The organism is Nonomuraea muscovyensis (genome assembly GCF_014207745.1).
In the GTDB taxonomy this organism is placed as follows: domain Bacteria; phylum Actinomycetota; class Actinomycetes; order Streptosporangiales; family Streptosporangiaceae; genus Nonomuraea; species Nonomuraea muscovyensis.
Genome location: NZ_JACHJB010000001.1, coordinates 2,825,819 through 2,845,590, shown reverse-complemented (window position 1 = coordinate 2,845,590; position 19,772 = coordinate 2,825,819). Strand labels below are relative to the sequence as shown.

Sequence of the window (19,772 nt, the reverse complement as noted above, 5' to 3'; positions counted from 1 at the left end):
GACATTTACTTCTGCCCGACGTCCGACGAGGTCGAGTGCCCTCGCCACAGCGGACTTTCCGTCTGCTGCGACAACATCCGCGGCCACCTCCCCGTGCGGACGCACACGCATCCCGCCTGATCATCCCGAAGCCGGAGTGCCCCTGCCGGATGCTTACGTCTGCGGCCCTGATCGTTCTCGCCGGCATGATGGGAGGATGGACAACCCGCTCATAGTTCCGGAACTCCCGGCTGGTGAGAGGTTCTTGCTTCGTCCGTGGCGGCTCGATGATGTCGCGGTGGTGAAGGAGGCGGCTGAGGACCCCTATATTTCTCTGATCACCAGCGTGCCGTCGAGATACTCGGACGTGGAGGGCGCGGCCTTCATCCGCAGGCAGTGGAGCAGGGCCGTTGAGAGGGTTGGGTACTCGTTCGCGATCGCGGATGTCGGCGCTGATCGGGCCGTTGGGCAGATCGGGTTGTGGCCAGGTCCGCATGGACGGGCTTCGGTGGGTTACTGGGTGGCAGGGTCGGCCCGAGGCCGGGGCGTCGCCCACGCGGCGTTGCGTGCGGTCTCGTCGTGGGGCTTGGAGCGGCTGGGGATTCCACGGCTGGAGTTGCATGTGGAGCCGTGGAACGCGTCGTCGTGGAAGGCCGCCGAGCGAGCGGGGTTCGTCCGTGAGGGATTGCTACGCAGTTGGCAGGACATCGGCGGCGAGCGCCGCGACATGTACCTGTACTCCAAGCTGGTAACGGACCTCGCCTGAGATTCACGATGCGGCGGTGTAGATCGGCAGAGACACGGCGCGGGCCGCCGTCGAGGTGATGAGGATAGCAGGCGGTATCCAGCCAGTGACCGTCCGAGCTCAGGCGGAGCAGGCACCAAGCTCGGGTGATCGAGACCGGGGTCAGGAACGCGTAGATGGTTGCCGCAGTGAGCCCGTGTGCGGGGACGTTGCCGTCACCAGCCAGCGGCTTCCAAGATCGTTCAGGTGTGCGCGACCATGTCCTCGTGCCAGTGACTGAGTTCGTCGGCGTGACCGAGGACAAGGATCGTGGCGTCACTTCCACAGGAGGACTGTATGAGTTCTGGACCGAGGACGCCGCCCACGTCTACCTGCACGACACCGACTTCAGACGCTTGACCTACCAGCCCGGCAGGGTTGGATGCTCTCCTCGTACGGCTTCGTCATGAGGTCTCTCGGCTCAAGAGCGGCCTTGCCGGCCGTGGGGCAGCCGACCGCCGCGCGGAAGGCCCCCTTCCGCACGGCGGCGGCGGTCACATCACCGGCGGTCAGTCCTCGTCCCAGTCCCAGCCGCGGTGCCGGCACCACTCGCGCCGCCACTCGCCGTGGTAGCGGCAGTAGTAGCACCACCGGCCGTTCCGCTTGCGCCATTTGCACTTGCGCGCAACCTCAGTCTGTACGGTGAGGCCCTGCTCGCCGGCCGGCACGTAGGCGGACGCGGCGTTGGCGGTCTGTGAGGTGATCGGTCCGGTGACGAGCAGCGTGGATCCCGCCACGGCGGCGGTGATGAGAAGTCGCTTGAGCATCAGAGATCACTCCCTGAGGTTTCTGTCCATTGATACGCCGATTCGGCGCGGACATCACCCAAGGCTAACGGCGACGACAAGCCCCCTTCTCCCGGAAAGGGGCAAAGCCTTATTTCCCGACTTATCACTGTATAGCCTGACATATTTAGCTATGCCATAAATGCGGATGGCATTGTGTGGCGCGAACAGATGAAGGCGCACCGTGGCGTGCCCAAATGACGCTGTCCTCACGGTAAAAGCCGAACCCGCCGGGGTTTGCCGATCATTCGCCGCCACCCCGCACACGACCACCAAGAATGCCAAGGCGAGTCTGACTTCCGGTCGCTGTCGCTCCAAGGCTCACAAGCCCGAGCACCTCGGCTACGCGCGGGCCGTCGCGTCCTCGTGTCCCGGAAGTGGTCGAGACGCCGGCCGAGCACAGGCAGGACCGCCGTATTGGGTTCCCGAAGCCCTTGGCCAGAGCCGATCAGGACACGACCCGCACCGGGACCGGACCGGCCGATCACGCTGCTGTACCTGCACGGCGGCTACGGTGATGGGCTCGGCTTTCGGCTTTCTGCTTCGAGCTGCCCCGCGGCTGGGATGCGTGAGTTCTTCGCTACCAGGCCGGCTCGGGCGTTCTCGATGAACTGACGCTTGCAGGTGCCGATCGACGGTGCCGAGCCCCTGTCACGGCGGGTGTCCTGAGCCACCGTCATCTCTCCGGCCGTGAGTCCGACGGTGACGCCCAGCAGTGGAGCGCTGCCGGGCTCGGTGTCGGCGATCGCGGGTGACTCCCCGAAGGATCTGTCCACCAAGGCGTGCCCTGCGCCAGGAACTGCAGCATCTGGAGCCGAGGAAGTCTGCAGCATGCGGACGAGGGCGATCTGAAGGCGCGGTGAAGCTCGTCTTCGATTGAATACAGCGGTCCGTTCCATACTCCAGTAGAAATGCGAGATCCATGCACCCGAAACTCCGGCTCGCTCGGATTACTCTTGTCTCGGCGGCTGCAGTAGCCGCGATCGCGACCACCGCTACTCCGGCTCAAGCAGGCGCGCGCTCATGTCACGTCCTGGTGTGCAACACCACCGAGGGCTCCGGACAGTGGGTGGAGAGCATCACGGCCAGCCTTACCTACAACAGCCGCTTCTATGGGCACTTCCAGGTCTATGGAACGGGATTCAGCTGGAACAGCCATACCCAGAGTTGGGGCCACCCGGCCACCTGGAAGAGGACAATCCGACGCGCCCTGCCCACTGGCACCCTGGTCTGCGTTGCAGCTTGGGAGCATGTGAACGGCCGCTTCGTCCAGCGAGGCAATGCCTGTAACAAGATCAAGTAGTTGGTGCCGAATCGCAGGCCGAGAGTGGCGTCGAGTTGCCAGAGCCTACGTCGGCCTCATTGTTCTGCGGGTCAGCGGAGGATGACCGGGTGCAGTGAGCCGTTTCCATCCTGAAGCGGCATGTCGCAGGCTTGTCGTCGGCTTCTGAATCTGGCCCGTATGCAGAGAAGCCCCTGGTGGATGCGTTGCCGACCAAGGCCAACAGCATCTCCAGGAGCTTCTCGTGCCGTTCTGCGCTGTCGTTGTCACGCCGGATATTGACGTCGGCAAGAAGATCGGGGCGCAGGCTCTGCCTGGGTCTAGGCAGGCTGGCGATCAGATCCCTCCTCCCGGAGCGGAGCGCCCCCGCCGGAGGCATAGGTTTGGCATGAGCCTATGCATGGGAGCCTCAAATGCAGTGACGACAGATCGGCTATTGGTACAGCGATCACGAGCCCGACTGGCCGCACCCTTCGACTCTTATAGATGACAAGTGGGACGAGCAGGGACGTCTCCTCGTCGTGAACTACCTGGAGAACGGCATGGGTCACATGGACTGGATGGGCATCTCGATGTGCCGGTTCTGTGGCCAGCACAATGGAGCCAGCGATTTCACCGATGGTGTCTACGTCTGGCCGGAAGGGCTCTCGCACTACCTGAAAGAACACGGGGTGCGCTTGCCCTCGGAGTTCGTTGCCCACGTCATGGCCCGAATCGATGCAAAGACGGACGGCGGAACTTGGTGGCGAACCGCGACGATGGAGCAGCCCGACGACGGTCCGAAGGACTCTGCGTAGTTCGTGCGGGGGCGGGCCAGTGGACGGTGATGTCTTGGGTACGCCGATGGCTCCCGGCGGCGGCGCGCCGCCGCCTTGATCCGGGAGCTGATGGCGCGGATGGGCCACCCCAGCACCCGGGCAGCCCTCATCCACCAGCACTCCACCGACGAGAGACAACGCGAGGTAGCCCGCAAGCTCGACGAGTTGGCCCGCGGCGCACTCACCAAGGACCCATCGGGCACGCCCCTGAAAACAGCCCCAACACAAGCCGAAAGCCCAGGCCGTTGACCTGGGCTTTCGGGTGTGTGGAGCCTAGCGGATTCGAACCGCTGACATCCTGCTCGCGAAACGGCCTGATCATCAAGGACAACGGCCTCGACCTGCGCGATGGGAGCCCCTCGAGTGACCGTGACTGACCGTTGCTGACCGCCCTTGATGGCACGCTAATGGCACGACGATCAAGATCCCGCGCTGGAACGAAGGGCGTCGAGTTGCTGCCGGAGAGCAACGCATTCAGAGATCACCTCGGTCATCTCATCCAGCGTGAAGAGTGTCTTGGAGGGGCCGTTCATGGTCCAGCCGTGCCCGCCGGGTTGCCAGAAGATCTCGACTTCGATGCCCTCGTGCGGGTCACCGCCTTCAGTCACGTCTTGTGCGGTCGTGACCTCGACGTTCTCGACGCGAAGCGACCAATTGTCTCCGTCGTGGACATCGATCACGACGGGGGTTTCGTCTGGAAGCCCTTCCAGGTAGTCACGAAGTGCACGCACGGTCAGCATGGCCGCAGGATGGCATGAGGTTGCGCACCTGCGCACGCTCGCCCGGCTGATCGTCCCGTCCGCCGTCGACCCGCCCGAAGGGGAAGCAGGCCAGGGCCACGGGTGCCAGATGGAGCACCCACGGACGAACGATCTGGTACCCGTGGCCCTGGTCTGCTCGGCTTGTCCCGGGTCGATGGCGGGCTGGATGATCAACTTCCACCTCAGCCATCTACGGTCTTGGCACCCGGCGCGGCGATTATCCCGAAGCCGGAGCGCCCCCGCCGGAGGCATGGTTCTGTCTCGAGCGATCAGGCAGCTGGAGGTCATGCTCTTGGCATGCGATCATCATGCTCATGACTTCGACCAGAAAGGGTCATGCCGCGTAGGCGCCCTTCGGAGGTCCGTACGCGAGGGTCGGGGTGCGGATCCCACAGAGCCTTGATTCATCATGTTCCCGGGCTCGGCCGTCGTCCCATGGCCGCGGTGATCGCCCTCGAACACACCCGGATGTGGCCGGGTTCGGTGGCGGCGGCCCTGGTGGCTTGGCAGGGGGCGGCCCTGGTCGGGACCGCCGACCGCATCTTCGGCAGGTGCGAGTGCGATGAGTGCACTGGAGATGCGCCCCGCCGGCGGCTTCAAAAGGTTCTCATGGCCTTGCCGCCGTGGGCCGCACCGCATCTCTACGCCTTGGTTCTCCCCGTTGACCGCTATTACCTCCGTCGAACCACACCAGCTCCGCCTGCGTCGCCCGATTCCGACTGGGCATGGTGGCAACGACGGCGCCTGTTTGAGGACCGGACCATCTAGAGACAGACGTGGAGGACGGTCTGAGGCGGCGCGGCAACCCCAGCCTGAGCGAGATTGAAAAGGCCACTTCCCGATCATGAGAAGTGGCCTTTGACCTGCGGTGGAGCCTAGCGGATTCGCACCGCTGACATCCTGCATGCAAACGGGAGCCAGTCCCGACGCCAAGCGGCCTCTCTCCTGGTCAAGCAGTAGATGATGGCGGGTGAAGCGTGCTGCTGTGCGTCGGCGTTACTGTGCCGAGCTGCTGTACAGCAACCGGCGTGCGACCTCGTTGCTCTGGCAAAGCTCAGCCGTCGTCATCCTCGAACTCCCAGGCCCCGATGCGGCCGATCCTCTCGGCCAGCTCCTCCCACGTCGGCGCCTCCAGTACAGCGATCCGGTCGGCCAGCCAGGCGGTCACCGTGTCAGGGTGGAGTTCCGGCACGAAGAGCCAGTGCCGGCCGATGAGGAAGGGGTGGCGCTGGAGCCGCTCCGCCAGGGCCGACGGGGTGCAGACGGTGACGTGGAAGATGTCCGAGTTAGAGCCGCCCTGGGGGCCGATCTCCGTCTCCAGGAGTTCACAGGCGTGAGCCGAGTCCCAGTCACTCCGCCCCCTGTCGAGATCGACTCAGCGGAAGCCGTCCGGTCGTGTGCGCATGGCGTCAATGATCGCCTTTGCGTGCGCCGTCCCGTCACGACCGTGTCACCGGAGAGCTCACGTACGGCCGCCTGGCCATCCGCGACGCACTCGGGCTCTTCGGATGACACTCCGGACGTGAAGGCCCCGGGGGTCACTCGCGGGCGCCGAGCGCATCGGCCGGTCGGGGGCGCAGGGCGAACCTGGCCGGGACTGCGGTGGCGGTCAGCGCCAGCACGGCCACGGCGGCGATCACCCCGGCGTACGTCAGCGGCGGCACGTGCGGCAGCACCGACCCCGTCATCCCCCTGCTGAACGCCGCGAGTGTGACCAGCGAGACCAGCGTGCCGATGGCCACGGCGACGAACAGGGCCGTCAGCGTCTCCGCGCACAGCATCCGGGCCGCCTGCCGCCGCGTCGTGCCCACCACGCGCAGCAGGGCGAGCTCGCGCGAGCGGGAGAGGGTGGACATCGCCAGAGTGTTGACCACGGCGATCGCGCAGAAGGCGACGATCAGCCCCATGGCGACGTACGCGACCGCCGCGTCGGCGGAGCCAGCCGGTTCATGTCCGGGAGCGGTCCCGGCGGGAAGCGCGTCGCGCGCGCCGCCGGCCACCAGGAGGGTGCCGCGGGGATCGTCCACGTGGCCCGCGACGAGCCCGTGCGAGAGGGTCAGGTCGCCGAAGCCCAGGCCGCGGGAGTAGACCGCGACGATCCGCACCTCGACCGGCGTGCCGTCGCCGAGCACCAGGGAGAGCCTGTCGCCGACACTCACGTCCAGCCTCGACGCGGCGGTGCGGCTGATCGCCGCCGACGTGTCGCCGAAACCGTCCAGCGAGCCCGCCACCACGCCCAGGTCCATCGTCCGGTCAAGGCCGTCGAGTGTGACGGCCTGGGCGGCGTACTTCTCGAGGTCGATCCTGACCGAGGTGCGCAGCACTTCGGTCACCGCGCGCACGCCGGGAACCCCGCGCACGGCGGCCGGGGACGCGCCCGGGGCGAGCACGTGGTCCGCCTTGATGCCCGCGGCCACCTCGCGCTGGGCGGCGTGCCCCATCGTGGCCGGAACGAACAGGATCGTGCACGTCATCGCCGTCATCAGGGTCAACGGCGTGATCACCGAGGCCAGCCGTACGGGCCCGGCGAGCAGGTTCTTCCGCGCCAGGTAGCCGGCCACGCCGGGCGCCCGCAACGGCAGCGCCGTCACCGCCCGCGCGGCGACCGGCCCGAGCAGGGCGACCGCGACCGTCCACACCAGCGCGGTCAGCATGGTGACCGGGCTGGACGCCGCCTCCGTGTTCAGGCCGGACAGCACGATCGTCAGCACCACGCCGCCGGCGACGGCGAGCAGGCCCGCGACCAGCCGCACCACCGGGAGCCGGGTGCCGGGCATCGCCGTCTCTCCCAGCGCCTCCACCGGCCTGATCCGCACGGTACGGCGGGCGGAGACCCGCGCCGCCACCCACGCGGCCACCAGAGTGGTCAGCACCGCGACGATCGCGGGGAACGGGCTGACCACCAGCCGCAGGTTCGCGGGCATGGCGCCCAGCTCGACGAACCTCGACCGCAGCCAGAACCCGAGCAGGACCCCGGCCCCCGAGCCGAGCAGCCCGGCGGCCACGCTGACCAGCAGGGCCTCCCCGCCAACGAGCTGCCTGATCTGCCGCGGCAGGGCGCCGACGGCCCGCAGCAGGGCGATCTCGCGCCGGCGCTCCTGCATGGACAGGGCGAACGTGCCCACCACGACGAGGATCGCCACCAGCAGCGCAGTGCCGCCGAGCGCGCCGCCCAGGCTGACGAGCTTGACCCGGGAGCCTTCCGCCTCGGGGAACTCGACCGCGCCCCGCTCGTCGCCGGTGTAGGCCACGGCGCCCTCGACGGCGACGCCGACCGCGGGCCAGACGCCGATCGCCGTCACCAGCCCGTCGCGCCCGGCCAGGCGGCGAGCCTCGCCGGTGGCGAAGAAGATCGTGTCCTGGCCCGGCAGGGCCTGCGCGGTCACCCCCACCACGCGGTGGCCGGGGATCGCCCTGCCGGAGTGGCGCGCGTCCACGACGACCTCGCCCGCCGCCCTGGGAGGACGGCCCCTGGCGAGCGTGAACGGAGTGAGCGCGGCTGACTCCCAGCCGTGGGCGGTGTACCCGGAGTAGGGGAAGGTCACCTCGGTGACCACCTTCGTGACGCCGGGGACGCGCCGAATCTCCTCGGAGAGGGACGCCGGGATCCACCGGAGCTCAGAGAGGAGCTTGGCCTTCTCCTTGCCGCTCTCCTTGGTCTGCCTGACGTACTGGTCGCCCGCCACGATGACGGGGGCGCCGGCGTACCGCTCGGGCGCCACCGCGCCGCGCAGCCCCGTCTCCAGCAGCATCCCGCAGGCGGTGACCAGCGCGGCCGCGCAGAACAGGGCCACGAAGGCGCCGGCGAACCCCGCCTTGCGCCGGCCGATCGTCTTCAACGCGAAGGAGATCATCACTTCCACGCCCCCAGCCGGGTCATCCGCTCGGCGACCTTGTCGGCGCTCGGGGCCGGCATCGCGTCCACGATCCGGCCGTCGGCCAGGAAGAGCACGGTGTCGGCGTACGCGGCGGCCACCGGGTCGTGGGTCACCATCACCACGGTCTGGCCGAGCGCCGAGACCACCTCCCGCAGCAGGGTCAGGACGTCGCGGGCGGTCATGGTGTCCAGCGCGCCGGTCGGCTCATCGCCGAACACCACCTCCGGCCTGGTCACCAGCGCCCTGGCGATCGCCACACGCTGCTGCTGGCCGCCGGACAGCTCGGCGGGACGATGCCCGGTACGCCCTCCGAGCCCCACCCTGTGCACGACCTCGTCCAGCCAGGGCCGGTCGATCCGGGCGCCGGCCAGCCTGAGCGGCAGCGTGATGTTCTCGGTCACGGTCAACGCGGAGACCAGGTTGAACGCCTGGAACACGAAGCCGACCCGGCGCCGCCGCAGCTCGGTCAGCGCGTTCTCGTCCATGCCCGCCAGGTCGGTGCCGCCCAGCCGTACCGATCCCGAGCTGGGGACGTCCAGCCCGGCCGCGCAATGCAGGAACGTGCTCTTGCCGGAGCCGGAGGGGCCCATGACGGCGGTGAAGGTGCCCCGCGGGATGCCGACCGACACCTCGCGCAGGGCCGCCACCGCGCCCCGGCCCCTGCCGTACACCTTGCTCACCGCGTCCAACCGCACTGCTTCTGTCATGGCTCCAAGCCTGCTGATCTGCGTTTTCAGCCGCCAGAGAGCCGCTCACGACCTCGCTATGACGTCATCATGATCCGGACATAATGGTCAGGTGATTCGTATGCTCCTGGCCGAGGACCAGCACGTCATCAGGGAAGCGCTCGTGACCCTGCTCAGCCTCGAACCCGACATCGAGATCGTGGAGGCGGTCGAGTCCGGGGACGCGGCGGTGGCCGCCGCCCTGGTGCACCGGCCGGACGTCGCCGTCCTGGACATCGACATGCCCGGCGCGATCGACGGCCTCGACGCCGCCGCGCAGCTGCGCACCAGGTCGCCGGGCTGCCGCACGCTCATGCTCACCGGCCACGGCAAGCCCGGCCACCTCCGGCGGGCGCTCGCCTCCCAGGTGGACGGCTTCATGCTGAAGACCGCCTCGCCGGAGGAGCTGGCGTCCGCGATCAGGAAGGTGGCGCGGGGCGAACGGGTCCTCGACCCCTCGCTCGCCGTCACCGCGTGGGACCTGGCCGACAATCCGCTCACCTCGCGGGAGGCCGACGTCCTGCGGCTGGTCGCCGAGGGGTCCGAACCGCCCGAGATCGCCGGGCGGCTCTTCCTCAGCGCGGGCACCGTACGCAACTACATCACCACGATCGTGACCAAGCTCAACGCCCGCAACCGCACCGACGCCGTGCGCATCGCCTCCGAGGCGGGCTGGATCTAGCTGGGCCGGCTCTGGGCGGGGCGGCTCGGGACGGGGGCCCAGGTGAGCGTCGGGGCCTCGGCCGTCAGCTCGAACCAGCCGTCCTCGTGGGTGACGTCCAGCCGCCCGTCGAGCGCGGCCAGCCGGGTGGTGAGGTTGCCGATCCCGGCCGAGCCGTGGCGGCCCTTCGCGGAGCGCACGCCGTCGTTGCGTACGCTCAGCCGTACGAGGCCGTCCCGCACGGAGGTCATGATCACGCAGCGGCGAGCCGAGCTGTGCCGCAGCACGTTGGTGACCGCCTCCCTGAGCACGACGCCGAGCGTGGTCTCCACGTCCCGGCCGAGGGCGTCGTGGCCCAGGTCGAGCTCGACCTCGACACCCGCGGTGGACAGCAGCGCGCGGGCCGACTCCGCCTCCGCGGTCAGCGACAGCTCGCCGTGCCTGCCCGACACCGTCCGCAGGTCCTCCATGGCCCGCTCGGTCATCGTCAGGACGTCCTGGAGCTCCTTGCGCGCGCGCTCGGCGTCGAGCCTGCGGGCGAGCTCGCACTTGAGCAGGATCGCGGCCAGGGTGTGCCCGAGAAGGTCGTGCAGGTCGCGGGCGGCTCGCAGCCGTTCCTCGACGACGGCCGCGCGGGCCAGCCCGTCCCTCGACTCGCGCAGTTCCCTGGCCATCCGGGCCAGGCTGAGCAGCCCGTACACGACCAGGCCGCTCACCACCGTGCTGATCGCGTAGTTCACGGTCAGCGGGACCGGCAGGGCGAGCAGCACGCCCGAGACCGCCACGACCCCCACGATCGCCGCCACCGACAGGAGCGCCACCGCCCACGGGAAGGCCAGGAGGATCGGCCCCGCCAGGAATCCCGCCACCCCCAGCCATGCCTGCCCGAACAGCGGGATCGGGGCGAACGTCAGCAGCCCCATGATCGACAGAGCCACGGGATGACGGCCCTCGACCGATCGCACCTGCATGACGACGATGACGGCCAGCAGTGCCACCGGCCACAGCGAGCCGGCCGCGAGCAGCGCCTTCACCGAGAACCCCACCAGCACGGCCGTCAGCAACGCGATCGCCAGGGCGCTGTCGCGGGCCGGCTGGACGGGCGGGCGCGTGACGGGCAGGGCCGCCTCCACGGTCATCCGGGCGTCCCCCGTGAGCCCGACGGTGAGCGTGCCGCCCGCCTTCTCGATCTGCTCCGGCAGGTCGCCGAGGTTCTCGTCGCCGGCCGTCCGCGCGCCGTCGTCGGAGACCCGCAGCCATACCGCGGCGCCCTCGGTGAACGTCTCGATGCGGCAGACGGTGGCCGTGGACCTCCGGACGATGTCCGTCACGGCCTCCCTGAGCACGGCCGCCAGGAGCGCGCCCGCCGGTCCGAGCGGCTCGGCGTGGCTCACGCGCACGTCCACGGCGACGCCCGCGGCGGTCAGCATGGCCCTGGCGGTGGTGATCTCGGGGGCCAGGGACATGGCCCGGTAACTCGCCGCCGCCGCCCTGGCCTCGGCCAGCGAGCGACGCGCCGTCTCCACGTCAGGAGTTCCGGTACGCGCGCTCTCGGCGATCGTGGACAGCGCCCGTCCCAGGCCCGCGCTCAACTCGGCGGCGATGCGCAGCCGCTCCTCGGCCGCCGCCGTCACCGCCAGCGACAGCCGGGCCGCGTTCACCTCGTCGATCCGGTCGATCATCCTGGTCAGGCCGTACACGACCAGCGAGATCAGCACCATGCTGATCACCGGGTCGAGAGGCCCGAGCAGCGCGGCGCTCGCCACCACCGCCGGAGCGAGCGGCCAGAGCGGGGTCAGCAGCAGCGAGCCGCCCACGAAGCCCAGGATGCCCACCGAGGAGCCGAACACCAGCACCGACCCGTACGCCAGGACGGCCTGAACCGGCACCAGCCACCACCAACGCCGCAGGGTGAAGAGCACCTGCACCGCGAACACGGCCACCGCCGAGGGCGCCCCGGCCACCACGTAGACGCTCGCGAAGCCGGCGAACACGACGGCGACGATCAGTTTCGCCTGCTTGTGCACCCGTGCAGCCTAGAAGAGGCCCTCCAGCGACAGGGCCTCGGGAGGCCGGGTGCGGGGGATCACCGCTCGGCGAACGCCCGGACCCGGAGCCCAGGCACCCGCCGGGCGGACACGGCCAGGATCAGGGCCACACACGCGGCGACCAGCCCGCACAGACCGAGCGCGGCCTGAAGCGTCAGGGCGTCGGGGTGAAGGAGCGCCTGTCCGCGCTGCGCCTGCCACAGCACCAGCCCGGTGAGCCCCGCGTACCCGAACGCCGCGACGATCACCAGGGCCGTGCGGGCAGCGGCCCCCGACAGGACGGGGAGGCGGCCGGCCAGCAGGCGCAGCCCGATCGCGACCAGCGGGATCACCTGCAGCGCGTGGAGACCGACGAAGTGCGCCACCCGAAGGTCACCCGAACCGGTCTCCCACCCGGTGACCGCCATGCTCGCCCCGCCGTCGGGCGCGCCGACGCTGTGCGCGCCGATCGTGGTCAGGCTCAGCCCCCTGGCCAGTTGCTCCGCCTGGTCCGACGTGGGGGCGGTCATCAGGTAGCCGACGGACATGCCGGCCAGCGAGATGATCAGCCCGAGCGGGATGGCCCATGCCATCGCCCTGTCCACCCGCCGCTGCGCCACCAGGAATACCCCCATCGCGAAGGTCAGCAGCCAGCCCAGGTACGCGGCCCCGCCCATGACCATGAACACGGTGGTGTCCAGCCCGGTGGAAAAGTTGAAGTGACTGGGCACGCCGCGCGCCGCCTGGAAGGTGATGGCCGCGATCTCGGGGGTGACGAAGCCGCCCACCGCCACGGTGCCCAGCCACCACAGCGTCCGCCGCCAGCGCCCCCCTTGAGCGATCATCCAGGCCAGCGTGATCGCGTAGAGGCTGAACGAGACCGCGAACTTGAACGGCTTCAGCCACACGCCCTGCCCCATGAGCGTCCGCCCGTCGACCACGAGGCCCAGCGCGCTGACCAGGGCCAGCACCGCCATCGCCGCCGCGCAGTAGGCGAGCGGTTTGTGCCACGAGGACGTGACCTTCCGAAGTTCCCGGCGCTGGAGCAGGGCACTCATGACGACTCCTTCACATCGACTGAGTACAACCCTGCTGGTCAGCGGCCCCGCCAACCAGAGACGCGATCATCGACCAGGCATGACGTCGTCACGAACCAGACATCTGAGGAGTGTCAGTCCCTTCCCTGGTGCATGTGGATGGCCATGGTGACGGACGGGCGCTTCCTCGGTCCCGACCTGATCGGGATGCGCGCCGCCGGTGACGACGAGGTGATGCGCGGCGACCTGGCCCGCCTGCTGTACGAGGCCACCAAGGGCGAGGTGGAGTACGTGTTCGGCGACTCGATCACCAGCCTGGTCGAGGACGCCGATGGCATCGCCGTCACCTTCGAGCGTGCGGCCCCTCGGCGTGTCGACCTGGTGGTGAACGTCTACAGCACCCGCCTGGACCAGGCCAAGGCGCAGTCCGCCTTCCCCAGCCCCACCACGTTGCCCACCCGCCGCGAGGCGGAACGTCAACCCATCGCCGTCAGGGTGTCACGCAACCGGCGCAGGTCCCGCTTGCGCATTGCCTACCAGCTGGGATGGCACCATCACTTCGGGCCTGCCTCCGGCTCCGACCCGAAGATCGAGGAAGCGCTCGGCCGGTATGTGCTCACGGTGTTCACCCACGGCACTCTGCTTGGCCCGGCCCAGGTCGCCGCGCACATGCGGGGCAAGGCCAGCGCCGCCGAGCTCGCTTTGGCCGCGCACGAGCACGCCACCAGCGAGAAGATCGCCAAAGCCTCCACCACGGTGATCAACGCGTTCAACCAGCTCGACATCGCCTCGGTGTGGGGTGACGGCAAGGCTGTGGCCGCGGACGGCTCCCAAGTCGAGACGTGGGAGAACAACCTGCTCGCTGAGTCCCACATCCGCTACGGAGGCTACGGAGGTCTCGCGTACCGGCACATCTCGAACACCTACGTTGCCCTGTTCAGCCACTTCATACCCTGTGGAGTGTGGGATCTTGAGTCCCGCGTCCTGTTTGCCCCGTGACGGGAACGGCGGTGGTGGCCGACTTTCGGGATAGGGGTTTCTGGACGGCATCGTGCCTGGTCGCTGGAGTGTCCAGAAAGGTACACCTTCTCGGACGCGCCCGAGATCGATCGCGGAACTGTGTACGCGGCTTCCCAAGGTTGAGTCCTCTTCTTGTGGTGGCGGATCGTTGCATCCAGGACTCCTTCGACGACGACCTCGACACCCCCCGCGGCGTTGCGGATCCTTCGGCAGCTGGACGCGGGCCCCAAGGTCTCGCCGACGCCAAGTTCGAGTCGTTCCCGTACCTGAACCACGTGCTCGGCCTCGACCTGTCCATCGAAATCGGCAAGTCCCCGAGTGTTTCCTCCTGGGCCGCCGAGCTGCTTGACCAGCAGACGCACGGCGCGAGGCCACGGACTTGCCGCCCGTCGATCGGATCGGGGACGAGCTGGCTACGCTGGGCGTCAAGGTCTCCGACATTCTCTTGGGCCAGGTCTGGACCTGATGGCGGGAACCGGTCGGCTGCGGGCGGGCAAGTAGGGGTGTTCCATCCGTGAGCCGAGAGGCCAGAGCATGTCAGAAACTAGCCCCGCCGATTCCGCCGTCATCGCGCGGTCCCGGCAGGAGCCCGAGGTGTTCGGAGAGATCTTCCGCAGGCACGCGGCCGAGATCAAGAGATTCGTCATCCGCCGCCTCGGCCTCGACGTCGCCGAGGACGTGGTGGCGGAAACCTTTCTCGCCGCCTTCCACCAGCGCGGCCGATATGACCTGGCCAGGCACAACGCCCTGCCCTGGCTGTACGGCATCGCCACCAACCTCATCGGCCGCCACAAGCGCACCGAGGCCAGACAGCTGAACCTCCTGGTCCGCACCGGTGTGGACCCGGTCACCGAACCCTTCACCCCGCGCAGCGACGAGCGGCTGAGCGCCCAGGCCGTACAACAGCGCCTGGCCGCCGCGCTTGTCGCGCTGCCCGCTGGGCATCGCGACGTGCTGCTCCTGGTGACCTGGGGCGGCCTGAGTTACGCCGAAGCCGCCGAGGCGCTCGGCATCCGCGTCGGAACGGTCCGCTCACGCATCAACCGCGCCCGTACCAAGATCCGCGAGGAACTGGGCGGGACCGACCCCACAGCACTCGTCATCGAGGAGGTTCGCCATGGATGACCTGGCCCAGCTCAACAACTTCCGCTCCGAGGTCCCTGTGCAGGAGGACCTGCGGGCCGAGGCGGAACGCCTGATGGCCGGCATGTCGGCGCCGGCGCGCCCCAATTTTCGCCGCCTCGGACTGCGCGCCGCATTGGCAGGAGGTCTGGCGGCCGCGGTGGGAGTGGCGGTGTTCCTTGTCCAGAACCAGCCCGCCCCGACGCCGCCCCCGCCGCTGATCCGCACGGTCGCGGCCGTGGAGGTGCTGACGCGGGCGGCCGAGCACGCCGGCAGCCGCCCGGAGCTGCATCCCAGGCCCGGCCAGTTCCTCGTCTACCAGTCGGAGACCATGAACTCGGCCGAAGGGGAAGGGCAGATCTGGCTGTCGCGTGCCAGGCGCACGTTCTGGCAGCCGGTCGAGGGCAGTTCGGTTAAGGCGTTCCTGCAGAATGAGATCTTGGCGCCTCTGCCGTATCCGGGGCACATGCTCCCGCCGCTGGCACAGTGGGAGCAGGAGCAGGTGGGCAAGCCCAGTCGTCCTGAACGGGCCGCTGACTTCGACGATCGCCCCGAGTTCATGCGCAACGACTACGCCTACGTCAGCAAGCTGCCGACCGATACCGAGGGCATGCGCAGGCACCTCTACACGCAGGTGCCCTTCGACGGGTTGCAGGACTACGAGGCGTGGGGCAGGGTCGGCGGGCTGCTCCAGGAGTCCTATCTGCCCGCCGCGCAGCGGGCCGCGCTCTTCCGCGCGGCGGCCACGATTCCCGGGGTGGTGACGGTGAAGGAGGCGCAGGACGCCGCGGGGCGTACGGGCATCGCGGCGGCGATGGTGTCGCCCATGGGGGTCAGGGAGGAGTACATCTTCGACCGGAAGACGTATGACTATCTCGGCCGCCGGGGGGTGGTCGTGGATGCGAAGCTGGCCAATGCTCCGGTGGGAAGCGTGGTGTCGTCGAGCGCGCAGTTGAAGGTGAGCGTCGCCGACGGCGCGCCGATCGTGGAGTAGACGGCGCGACGAGGCTCGGGCAGGCGGCATGGCAGGGACCGTCTGCCCGATCGACGCATCACGACTGCCGTATCGTCTGGAAAAGTGGACGTTTCTGGACATCGCCGAGAGGGTGGCTGATGACCGTCTAGGCATACGCACGAGTCTCGACGCGTGACCAGAACCCGCAGCTTCAGCTTGATGCCCTGGCGGCCAGCGGCTACGACGAGTCGGTCATGGAGAAGGAGTCGAGCAAGCGCGGTGTCGCGCGGCCGGAGTGGGAGGCGCTCCTGGCGCTGCCGCAGGCGGCGACGCCCTGAAGTTCTGGAAGTCCGACCGGTGGGGCCGCTCGGCGGGGCACGTGCTGACCACGGTCAATGATCTCCCCGACCGCGGCATCACGGTGGTGTCGCTGACGGAGAACTTCGATCCGGGCACCAAGGAGGGCCGGTTCATGTTCGCGGTCCTGGCCGCTGCCGCGGAGTGCGAGCTGGAGCTGCGCGCCGAGCGCCAGGCCGAGGGGATCGCCACCGCCAAGCGCCGCGAGGCCACCGGTGCCATGCTGCCCGGCAAGAAGAAGACCGGCCGGCCCCGCGCTATCGGCCCCGCCGAACTGGCCACACTGCGCCGCCTGGTCGACGACGGCGTCTCGGTCACCGAGGCCGCCCGCACCCTCAAGATCGGCCGCTCCACTGCCTACGAGGCGCTGGCCCAGCGCTGAGCAGCGGCTCTGCCGTCCCGCGGCCCGTTTCTGCCGTATTCCGGTGGCACCCGATGGTGACCGGCCCGGTGGTGGTCTTGACGGCGGTGGTGCAGTGGCCGTTGCGGTGGCCCGGGCGGATCACTGCCTCTCATCGTCGGCTGCGACGGCACGCGACGCCGCCCGAGAAGCAGCAGGCGAGAACTGGCACGAGACCGGCCTCGTCTTCACCACCGCCAGCGGCCGACCGGTGGAGCAGTCCAACTTCCGCCGCAGCTTCGCAGGCGCCTGCGACAAGGCCGGCGTTAGCAAGGTCCACGTCCACGCAACCCGCAAGACCTGCGCATCCTTGCCTGTGGCTCTCGACGTCCACAACATCCTGCTTGCAAAAAACGGCCGGATCTTCACGGGCAACGGCTTCCACCTGCGCGAAGGACGGTCCGCGAGTGACCGTGACTGACCGCTGCTGACCGCCCTTATTGGCACGCTAATGGCACGCGGGCCAGCCATGCCGTGACGATCGTGAGAGCTTCGTCTGTGCGGCGGCGCGGCAACCATGGTCGGTGCGTTCGGTCCGGACGGCGCAGCAGGCGTGCGGCGTCCGGTCCGGTGTCCCGCCGCCGTCCGGGACCGGCCCGACCCACGCCATGGCCGGTAGTTGTCGTGTTACCTGCTCGGCTGCGGTTGGGCGATGGGACACGCGCTACTATCAGCGTGCAGGCTGGCCAGGAGCCGCAGGGCGTCCGCGGTGGGGCTGCCGGGGGCCGCAGAGAGCACCAGCAGCTCCAGGCCGGATTCATCCGGCAGCGGGAAGTTCTCCTGATGCAGTTCCAGCTCCCCGACCAGGGGGTGTCGGTAGGCCTTGCGTCCGTGGGTCCGTGCGCGTACGTCCGCGCGGGCCCAGAGGCGCCGGAAGCGCTCGCTGCCCATCGCCAGCTCCCCAATCAACGAAGCCAGGCGCGGATCCTCGGGATACTTGCCGGCCGCCAGGCGCAGGTGGCCGACCACGTCGCGGGTGCACTGGTCCCAGTCGGCATACAGGCCGCGCCCGGTCTCCTCCAGGAAGATGTGCCTGGCCGTGTTCAGCCCTTTCATGGGGCGGCCGTACAGCAGTTCGGCGAGGCGGTTGCCGGCGGCGGCGTCGAGGCGGTGGTCGACGATGAGCGCGGGAGAGTCGGTGATCAGGCCCAGGACCCGCAGGAGTTCCGGGCGCAGCAGCCCGGTGGGCGACTTCGCCTTCCGGCGCCGCTGCCGGGCCAGCCGGTACAGGTGCCCGCGTTCGGTGTCGTCGAGCCCGAGGACCCGGGCGAGTGCGTCAAGTACCTGCTCCGAGGGTTGCGTGGCGCGGCCCTGCTCGAGGCGTACGTAGTAGTCGACGCTCATCCCGGACAGGTGCGCGACCTCTTCGCGGCGCAGCCCTTGGACCCGTCGGCGGTTGTCGATCGGAATGCCCACTGCGGCCGGGTCGACCCGGGAGCGGCGGGTGCGCAGGAAGCCCGCGAGATCGTCCATCGGTCAAGTATCTCGCGGGCGACGGCGAGGAAGGTGGCACTGCCGTTACCAGGAAGCCGGGTCCGACGGAGGTGGCGCCCCTGAATGGCGGCGGCTCGGCCGTGAAGGATCGGAGGCACCCGATCTCGAGGAGTTCACATGAAGACGCTGATCGTCTATGCCCACCCGGAGCAACACCGTTGCGTTTGTTCGGCCGACGGTTCGTCAAGCCGGTGATCACGACGAACGGGACCTCTGGTAGATCACTTGTGTCGAGCAAGATGATCAAGAACCAGGGGTCCCGTTGCAGGAGAAGTCTGCCATCACCCGCACGATCGAGACAGCCGCGGGCGTCCACGCGCCCGGACATCTGGGCGAGCTGACCCAGATCGTCGACTTCACGCTGGTGGATGCGGTGCTGGAGGAGACCGGGGCACGGGAGAAGCGGTTACGGCTGCTGCCCGCCCGGGTGGTGGTCTACTTCACCCTCGCCCTGGCCCTGTTCGGACACTGCTCCTACCGGGCGACCTGGGGCAAGCTCACCGCCGCTCTGGGCCAGCTCGCGCCGGTGTGCCCGGCCGCCTCCTCGCTCGCGCGAGCGCGACGCCGGGTCGGCGCGGCCCCGCTGCGCCGCCTGTTCGAGATCCTCGCCGGGCCGGTAGCCGGCCCTAGCCAGGCAGGCTCGTTCTACCGGGGACTGCGCACGGTGGCGCTGGACGGCACCCACCTGCACGCCCCCGACGACGAACAGGTCACCTGGCGCTACCCGAAGCGATCCGGGGACGTGCTGGAGTTCGGCTACCCGCTGGTGCGCCTGCTGGTCGTGGTCGAGTGTGGGACCCGGGCCGTGCTCGCGGCCTGTTTCGGCCCCGAGAACCAAGGCGAAGTACCCTACGCACAGCGCTTGCTGGGCTGCTTGGACCGCTCGATGCTGCTGTTGGCGGACGCCGGTTTCGACGCGGTGGAGTTCCTGCGCCAGGTAGGCGCGACAGGCGCGCAGTTCCTGGTGCGCTCCTCCGCCCGGCGCCGCCCGGCCATCCAGCGCCGCCTGCCCGACGGCTCCTACCTGGCCCGCCTGTGCGGCGTCTACCGGGCCAGCGAGGGCTACCGGGCGCTGCCCGTCCGCGTTATCGAGGCGTGGATCACTGTCACCCTCGCCGACGGCACCACGCGGCGTGAGCCGTGGCGCCTGGTCACCAGCCTGGTCGATCACGAGCGCTACCCCGCCGGTGAACTGGTCGCCCTCTATCACCGCAGGTGGCAAGTGGAGACCACCTACTTCTCGATCAAGGTGGCCATGCTCGACGGCCGCGTCCTGCGCTCGCGCAGCGTTGCGGGCCTGGACCAGGAGGTTTACGCGCTACTGACGGTTTACCAGGCCCTCATTCGCACCGCCGCCGACGCGGCGGCCTCCCGGCCGGGTCTGGTCATGGAGCGGATCAGCTTCACCATCCTCCTCCAGACGGCCCGAGACCAGGTCACCACCGCCACCGGCATCCTCCCGCCGGAGCCGGTGGCTCTCGTGGGCGCGATCGGCCGAGCCGTCCTGAACGACCTGTTGCCCGCCGAACGCCGCCAGCGTGTCAAGGCCCGCAGCCGCAAGAACCCGACCAGCAAGTACGGACCGAACGCGGGAAAGCACCCCCAGCAAGCACAGACCTACACCCTCGAAGTCCAGATCCAGATCATGGACCATGGACTTGCATCCCGTCGGCGCCGGTAAACGCAA

At 69.1% G+C, this 19,772-nt stretch carries 16 protein-coding genes and 2 pseudogenes; 10 read left to right on the top strand and 8 right to left on the bottom strand.

The features are described 5' to 3' along the window. Positions 1–196: 196 nt before the first annotated feature. Positions 197–745 carry a GNAT family N-acetyltransferase gene (locus tag FHU36_RS13495; protein ID WP_185084047.1) on the top strand — a complete coding sequence of 183 codons (549 nt, stop codon included), beginning with the start codon at positions 197–199 and terminating at the stop codon, positions 743–745. Positions 746–1,272: 527 nt separating this feature from the next. On the opposite strand, the gene FHU36_RS13490 is transcribed toward FHU36_RS13495, so the two are convergent. Further along, positions 1,273–1,530 carry a hypothetical protein gene (locus FHU36_RS13490; protein WP_185084046.1) on the bottom strand — a complete coding sequence of 86 codons (258 nt, stop codon included), beginning with the start codon at positions 1,528–1,530 and terminating at the stop codon, positions 1,273–1,275. A 1,821-nt stretch (positions 1,531–3,351) separates the two neighbouring features. Here FHU36_RS13490 and FHU36_RS13485 point away from each other — a divergent pair. Beyond that, entirely contained in the window at positions 3,352–3,627 is a 276-nt protein-coding gene (locus FHU36_RS13485; protein WP_185084045.1) for a hypothetical protein, read from the top strand. Positions 3,628–4,067: 440 nt separating this feature from the next. Here the strand turns inward: FHU36_RS13485 and FHU36_RS47070 are convergent, their stop codons facing one another. The 4 genes and pseudogenes from FHU36_RS47070 to FHU36_RS13465 all read right to left on the bottom strand — a co-directional run bounded on the left by FHU36_RS47070 (position 4,068) and on the right by FHU36_RS13465 (position 8,994). Continuing rightward, a complete protein-coding gene (locus tag FHU36_RS47070; RefSeq protein ID WP_512699247.1) occupies positions 4,068–4,661 on the bottom strand; it encodes a DUF6225 family protein in 594 nt (197 codons plus the stop codon). Between the two features lie 802 nt (positions 4,662–5,463). Next, positions 5,464–5,733 (bottom strand): annotated as a pseudogene (locus FHU36_RS13475) (Imm8 family immunity protein); the annotation flags it as partial. A gap of 214 nt (positions 5,734–5,947) precedes the next feature. Next, positions 5,948–8,263 carry an FtsX-like permease family protein gene (locus FHU36_RS13470; protein ID WP_185084788.1) on the bottom strand — a complete coding sequence of 772 codons (2,316 nt, stop codon included), beginning with the start codon at positions 8,261–8,263 and terminating at the stop codon, positions 5,948–5,950. Then, complete coding sequence (locus FHU36_RS13465) at positions 8,263–8,994, bottom strand: ABC transporter ATP-binding protein (RefSeq protein ID WP_185084043.1); 732 nt, start codon at positions 8,992–8,994, stop codon at positions 8,263–8,265. The genes FHU36_RS13470 and FHU36_RS13465 overlap by 1 nt, the downstream gene beginning before the upstream one ends. 91 nt (positions 8,995–9,085) lie before the next feature. Between FHU36_RS13465 and FHU36_RS13460 the strand changes: the two genes are divergently transcribed. Beyond that, positions 9,086–9,694, top strand: a complete 609-nt coding sequence (locus FHU36_RS13460; protein WP_312891564.1) for a response regulator transcription factor — start codon at positions 9,086–9,088, stop codon at positions 9,692–9,694. Here FHU36_RS13460 and FHU36_RS46305 read toward each other — a convergent pair. Next, a complete protein-coding gene (locus FHU36_RS46305) occupies positions 9,691–11,700 on the bottom strand; it encodes a sensor histidine kinase (protein WP_185084042.1) in 2,010 nt (669 codons plus the stop codon). The two genes, FHU36_RS13460 and FHU36_RS46305, sit on opposite strands and share 4 nt — an antisense overlap. A gap of 59 nt (positions 11,701–11,759) precedes the next feature. Beyond that, complete coding sequence (locus FHU36_RS13450) at positions 11,760–12,758, bottom strand: hypothetical protein (RefSeq protein ID WP_185084041.1); 999 nt, start codon at positions 12,756–12,758, stop codon at positions 11,760–11,762. A gap of 138 nt (positions 12,759–12,896) precedes the next feature. Between FHU36_RS13450 and FHU36_RS43490 the strand changes: the two genes are divergently transcribed. The 6 genes and pseudogenes from FHU36_RS43490 to FHU36_RS13420 all read left to right on the top strand — a co-directional run bounded on the left by FHU36_RS43490 (position 12,897) and on the right by FHU36_RS13420 (position 17,012). Further along, positions 12,897–13,736, top strand: coding sequence for a Tn3 family transposase (locus FHU36_RS43490; RefSeq protein WP_221495868.1), 840 nt, complete (start codon positions 12,897–12,899; stop codon positions 13,734–13,736). A 555-nt stretch (positions 13,737–14,291) separates the two neighbouring features. Beyond that, positions 14,292–14,882 (top strand): RNA polymerase sigma factor, encoded by a 591-nt coding sequence (locus FHU36_RS13440; RefSeq protein ID WP_185084040.1) that lies wholly within the window; start codon positions 14,292–14,294, stop codon positions 14,880–14,882. Then, the gene (locus FHU36_RS13435; protein ID WP_246502033.1) at positions 14,875–15,873 is read left to right on the top strand and encodes a CU044_5270 family protein; all 999 of its coding nucleotides are present in this window, start codon (positions 14,875–14,877) and stop codon (positions 15,871–15,873) included. Before FHU36_RS13440 ends, FHU36_RS13435 begins: the two co-directional genes overlap by 8 nt. A 185-nt stretch (positions 15,874–16,058) precedes the next feature. Continuing rightward, positions 16,059–16,339, top strand: a pseudogene (locus FHU36_RS46795) (recombinase family protein); the annotation flags it as partial. A gap of 72 nt (positions 16,340–16,411) precedes the next feature. Beyond that, complete coding sequence (locus tag FHU36_RS46790; RefSeq protein ID WP_281394265.1) at positions 16,412–16,573, top strand: helix-turn-helix domain-containing protein; 162 nt, start codon at positions 16,412–16,414, stop codon at positions 16,571–16,573. Between the two features lie 43 nt (positions 16,574–16,616). Then, positions 16,617–17,012 (top strand): site-specific integrase, encoded by a 396-nt coding sequence (locus tag FHU36_RS13420; protein ID WP_185084038.1) that lies wholly within the window; start codon positions 16,617–16,619, stop codon positions 17,010–17,012. A 206-nt stretch (positions 17,013–17,218) separates the two neighbouring features. Here the strand turns inward: FHU36_RS13420 and FHU36_RS13415 are convergent, their stop codons facing one another. Continuing rightward, entirely contained in the window at positions 17,219–18,064 is an 846-nt protein-coding gene (locus tag FHU36_RS13415) for a helix-turn-helix transcriptional regulator (protein ID WP_185084037.1), read from the bottom strand. 283 nt (positions 18,065–18,347) lie between these two features. On the opposite strand from FHU36_RS13415, the gene FHU36_RS13410 reads away from it, so the two are divergent. Next, on the top strand, positions 18,348–19,766 hold the full coding sequence (locus FHU36_RS13410; protein ID WP_185081846.1) for an IS4 family transposase: 1,419 nt from the start codon (positions 18,348–18,350) through the stop codon (positions 19,764–19,766). The last annotated feature ends 6 nt before the right edge of the window (positions 19,767–19,772 follow it).

What these genes read in the sequence shown, in the direction of transcription:
- FHU36_RS13495 (WP_185084047.1), top strand. Translation starts at nt 197, where the DNA reads ATGGACAACCCGCTCATAGTTCCGGAACTCCCGGCTGGTGAGAGGTTC.
- FHU36_RS13490 (WP_185084046.1), bottom strand. Translation starts at nt 1,530, where the DNA reads ATGCTCAAGCGACTTCTCATCACCGCCGCCGTGGCGGGATCCACGCTG.
- FHU36_RS47070 (WP_512699247.1), bottom strand. Translation starts at nt 4,661, where the DNA reads ATGCCTCCGGCGGGGGCGCTCCGGCTTCGGGATAATCGCCGCGCCGGG.
- FHU36_RS13470 (WP_185084788.1), bottom strand. Translation starts at nt 8,263, where the DNA reads ATGATCTCCTTCGCGTTGAAGACGATCGGCCGGCGCAAGGCGGGGTTC.
- FHU36_RS13465 (WP_185084043.1), bottom strand. Translation starts at nt 8,994, where the DNA reads ATGACAGAAGCAGTGCGGTTGGACGCGGTGAGCAAGGTGTACGGCAGG.
- FHU36_RS13450 (WP_185084041.1), bottom strand. Translation starts at nt 12,758, where the DNA reads ATGAGTGCCCTGCTCCAGCGCCGGGAACTTCGGAAGGTCACGTCCTCG.
- FHU36_RS43490 (WP_221495868.1), top strand. Translation starts at nt 12,897, where the DNA reads ATGGCCATGGTGACGGACGGGCGCTTCCTCGGTCCCGACCTGATCGGG.
- FHU36_RS13440 (WP_185084040.1), top strand. Translation starts at nt 14,292, where the DNA reads ATGTCAGAAACTAGCCCCGCCGATTCCGCCGTCATCGCGCGGTCCCGG.
- FHU36_RS13435 (WP_246502033.1), top strand. Translation starts at nt 14,875, where the DNA reads ATGGATGACCTGGCCCAGCTCAACAACTTCCGCTCCGAGGTCCCTGTG.
- FHU36_RS46790 (WP_281394265.1), top strand. Translation starts at nt 16,412, where the DNA reads ATGCTGCCCGGCAAGAAGAAGACCGGCCGGCCCCGCGCTATCGGCCCC.
- FHU36_RS13415 (WP_185084037.1), bottom strand. Translation starts at nt 18,064, where the DNA reads ATGGACGATCTCGCGGGCTTCCTGCGCACCCGCCGCTCCCGGGTCGAC.